This window comes from Nitratidesulfovibrio oxamicus (genome assembly GCF_015731765.1).
GTDB lineage: Bacteria > Desulfobacterota > Desulfovibrionia > Desulfovibrionales > Desulfovibrionaceae > Cupidesulfovibrio > Cupidesulfovibrio oxamicus.
In genome coordinates this window covers 1-4,175 of sequence record NZ_VRYY01000212.1, presented here as the reverse complement: position 1 = coordinate 4,175, position 4,175 = coordinate 1, and the positions used below count along the sequence as shown (strand labels likewise).

General features: G+C 67.2%; 2 protein-coding genes and 1 pseudogene. All 3 read left to right on the top strand.

Annotated elements, in window-relative coordinates; all coding sequences use genetic code 11:
• Positions 1–120: 120 nt before the first annotated feature.
• Positions 121–2,079, top strand: a complete 1,959-nt coding sequence (locus tag FVW20_RS08465; protein WP_196609075.1) for a CoB--CoM heterodisulfide reductase iron-sulfur subunit A family protein — start codon at positions 121–123, stop codon at positions 2,077–2,079.
• Positions 2,067–3,572, top strand: coding sequence for a hydrogenase iron-sulfur subunit (locus FVW20_RS08460; protein ID WP_196609074.1), 1,506 nt, complete (start codon positions 2,067–2,069; stop codon positions 3,570–3,572). The genes FVW20_RS08465 and FVW20_RS08460 overlap by 13 nt, the downstream gene beginning before the upstream one ends.
• Positions 3,572–4,175 (top strand): annotated as a pseudogene (locus FVW20_RS08455) (4Fe-4S dicluster domain-containing protein); the annotation flags it as partial. The gene FVW20_RS08460 and the pseudogene FVW20_RS08455, both read left to right, overlap by 1 nt.

The following is a 4,175-nucleotide window of genomic DNA, read 5'->3' as shown; positions in this document are numbered from 1 at the left end:
CCGCCGCGCGGCGCAGGTTGTGGCGGCGCGGCAGGCCGAAGAGGCCGCGCAGGCAGCCAAGGCCGCCGCCAAGGCCGCCCAGGCCAAACAGGCCGCCGCAGTGAATGAAGGGGGCAGGGCATGAGAATAGGTGTTTTCGTCTGCCACTGCGGCAGCAACATCGGCGGCACAGTGGATGTGCCCGGCGTGGCCGAGGTGGCCCGCGCCTACCCCGACGTGGTCTTTTCTTCCGACACCATGTACGCGTGCTCCGAACCGGGGCAGGCAGCCATCGTGGACGCCATCAGGGAACATTCGCTGGACGGCGTGGTGGTTGCCTCGTGCACCCCGCGCATGCACGAACCAACCTTCCGCCGCACGGTGGAGCGGGCCGGGCTTAACCGCTACATGTTCGAAATGGCCAACATCCGCGAGCATGTATCGTGGATCGGCAAGGACCGCGAGGCCAACAGCAACAAGGCTGCGGAGCTGGTCCGCATGGCCGTGGAAAAGCTGCGCCTGAACGCGCCGCTGTACCCCAAGTCGTTCGACGTGACCAAGCGCGTGCTGGTCATCGGCGGCGGCGTGGCGGGCATCCAGGCCGCGCTGGACTGTGCCGACGGCGGCATCGAAGTGGTGCTGGTGGAGCGCGAATCGACCATCGGCGGCAAGATGGCCAAGCTGGACAAGACCTTCCCCACCGTGGACTGTTCCAGCTGCATCCTTGGCCCCAAGATGGTGGACGTGTCGCAGCACCCCAACATCCGCCTGTACGCCCATGCCGAGGTAGAGAAGATCGGCGGCTACGTGGGCAACTTCAAGGTGGACGTGCGGCGCAAGGCCACCTACGTGGACTGGGAACTGTGCACCGGCTGCGGCCTGTGCATGGAAAAGTGCCCCAGCAAGAAAGCGCCCGATGCGTTCAACGAGCACGTGGGCGTCACCACCTCCATCAACATTCCGTTCCCGCAGGCCATCCCCAAGAAGGCCATCATCGATCCCACGTCCTGCCGCCAGTTCGTCAAGGGCAAGTGCGGCGTGTGCGCCAAGGTGTGCCCCACCGGGGCCATCCGCTACGACATGGAAGATGTGGTGGTCACCGAGGAAGTGGGGGCCATCATCACGGCCACGGGCTACGACCTGTTCGACCACACCCGCTACGCGGAATACGGCGGCGGGCGCTACCCGGACGTGATCACCTCCTTGCAGTACGAACGGTTGCTGTCGGCATCCGGCCCCACGGGCGGGCACGTCAAGCGCCCCTCGGACGGGAAGGAGCCCAAGACCGTGGTGTTCATCCAGTGCGTGGGCTCGCGCGACCGTTCGGTGGACCGGCCGTATTGCAGCGGCTTCTGCTGCATGTACACCGCCAAGCAGGCGGTGCTGACCAAGGATCACATTCCCGATTCGCGCAGCTACGTGTTCTATATGGACATCCGCGCCAACGGGAAGATGTACGAGGAATTCACCCGCCGGGCCATGGAGGAATACGGCGTGCAGTACGTGCGCGGCCGCGTGTCCATGATCGTCCCGCAGGGCGACACGTACCTGGTGCGCGGGGTGGATACGCTGCTTGGCGAACAGGTGGAGGTGCCCGCCGACCTCGTGGTGCTGGCCGTGGGGGCGGAATCCTCGCACGGGGCGCCGCAACTGGCCGAAAAGCTGCGCATCTCGTACGACAATTACGGCTTCTTCATGGAAAGCCATTGCAAGCTGCGTCCGGTGGAAACCAATACCGCGGGGGTCTACCTTGCCGGTGCGTGCCAGGGCCCCAAGGACATCCCGTCCTCGGTGGGGCAGGGCAGCGCGGCGGCCGCCAAGGTGCTGGGCCTTTTCTCGCGCGGCAGGCTGGAAAGCGACCCGCAGATCTCGCAGGTGGACGTGCGCCGCTGCGTGGGCTGCGGCAAGTGCATCACCACCTGCCCCTACGGGGCCATCGAATGGATGGAACTGCGCGGCGAAATGAAGGCCCGCGTCATTGAAACGGTGTGCCAGGGCTGCGGTATCTGCACGGTCACCTGTCCGCAGGGGGCCATCCAGTTGCAGCACTTCACCGACAACCAGATCCTCGCGGAGGTCAACGCACTATGCCTGTCCTGAAGGGGAAGGAACTCCGCGTCGTAGGGTTCCTGTGCAACTGGTGCTCGTACGGCGGTGCCGACACCGCCGGGGTCGGGCGATTCTCGCAGCCCACGGACCTGCGCATCATCCGCGTGCCCTGTTCGGGCCGCGTGGATCCCATGTTCGTGGTAAAGGCGCTGCTGGGCGGCGCGGACGGCGTGCTGGTTTCCGGCTGCCACCCGCGCGACTGTCACTACAGCCAGGGTAACTTCTACGCCCGGCGTCGGCTTGAAACGCTGAAGACCTTCCTGCCCGCCCTCGGCATCGACCCGGACCGCTTCCAGTACACCTGGGTTTCCGCGTCGGAAGGGCAGCGTTGGAAGAACGTCGTATCGAACTTCGTGGAAAAGGTGCATCAGCTGGGGCATGCCCCGCGCATAGAGGAAGCCGCACCGTACCTGCCACTGGCGGCGGGGGGCGACACCCCGCGTGCGCCGCTGCGCCCGCCCCTGCGTCCGTTGTCGTACCCGGCGGCGGGAACGCTGGCCGCATCGCTGGAGCAACTGCGCGAAAAGATCCGCGCGGCGCTGCCGGAACTGGATTGCGTCATCGGCTGGCAGCAGGGCTTTGACACGCTGCACGCCACGCCGCTGTTCATGCGCAAGCCGGAAGACGTGGACAAGCTGACCTGGGGGCCGCTGAACGTGCACAACCTGGCCACCTACCTGCCGCAGTTCAAGAACCGCAAGGTGGGCGTGGTGGTGAAGGGGTGCGACAGCCGCTCGGTCATCGAGCTGTTGCAGGAAAAGCTGGTGGAGCCCGACAACGTGCGGGTGTTCGGCATGGCCTGCGAGGGCGTGGTGGACATGACCCGCGTGCAGAGGGCGCTGGACGGCACCGGTAACGCGGATGGCGCGATGTGCGCAGACACGGCGCCTTCTTCGGTGGGCGTTGACGGCGACAACCTGTCCTTTGAAGGCGAGGCCCCGGCACGGCTCAAGCTGGCCGACGTGGTGGCCGAAAAGTGCCGCACCTGCGACACCCCGGTGCCCCTCTTGGGCGACGTGGCGGAGGGCAACGCCTCCGCCCCCGCTGGGCCCGCGCCCGACGCGCCGCCCAGTCTCGAAGCCCTGGACGCCATGACCCCGGAACAGCGGCGCGGCTTCTGGCGCGCCCAGATGGACCGTTGCCTGCGCTGCTACGCCTGCCGCAATGCGTGCCCCATGTGCGTGTGCCGCGACCACTGCATTGCCGAAAGCCGCGACCCGCACTGGACCACCCAGGAAGGCAACGTGCGCGAGAAGTTGCAGTTCCAGGTCATCCACGCCCTGCACCTGGCCGGACGCTGCACCGAATGCGGTGAATGCCAGCGGGCCTGTCCGGTGAACATCCCGGTGCTGTCCCTCAAGCAATGGATGAACCGTTCGGTGCGCACCCTGTTCGACTACCGCGCAGGCGTTGACGTGAACGCGGTGCCGCCGCTGCTGGCCTTTGCCGTGGAAGAAAAGAACATCAAGGAGCATGGGCTGTGATGAGCTTCGCACGATACATCGCGCGCGGCGAGCTTGCCCGCGCCCTCGACGACATGGCGCGGGGCCGCGTGACCTACGCACCCCGCCGCGAAGGCGACGCCGTGGTCTTCCGCCCCCGCGCGGAAGGCGAGGAACCGCTGCTGGCCCGCGCCACGGTGCCGCCCAAGGGCGTCATCTTTCCGCAGAGCGAGCGGCTGTTCGCCTTCATCCGCGAAAAGGATCCCAACGACCCCGGCCACACCACCGTGCGGCTGGATTCCACCGTGGACATCGAGCCGGCGCTGATCTTCGGCGGTCGCCCGTGCGATGCGCGCGGTTTCCACATCTTCGACCGGGTGTACCTGAACGGCCCCCACCGCGATCCGTACTACGCGGCCCGGCGCGAGGCCACCGTGGTGGTCACCCTGGCATGCACCAAGGCTGGCTCCACCTGCTTTTGCCACTGGACCGGCTGCGGCCCGGCGGACACCACCGGCTCGGACATCCTGCTGACACCCGTGGGCGGTGGTGACGACGGCGGCTTCGTGGCTGTGGCCGTCACCGAGCGCGGCGGCGCCGTGCTGGAAGCCGCCAACCTGCCCGAGGCAGACGCCGCCCGTGCGG

Excerpts from the sequence above, each read along its gene's own strand:
- FVW20_RS08460 (WP_196609074.1), top strand. The coding sequence starts at position 2,067 with ATGCCTGTCCTGAAGGGGAAGGAACTCCGCGTCGTAGGGTTCCTGTGC.
- FVW20_RS08465 (WP_196609075.1), top strand. The coding sequence starts at position 121 with ATGAGAATAGGTGTTTTCGTCTGCCACTGCGGCAGCAACATCGGCGGC.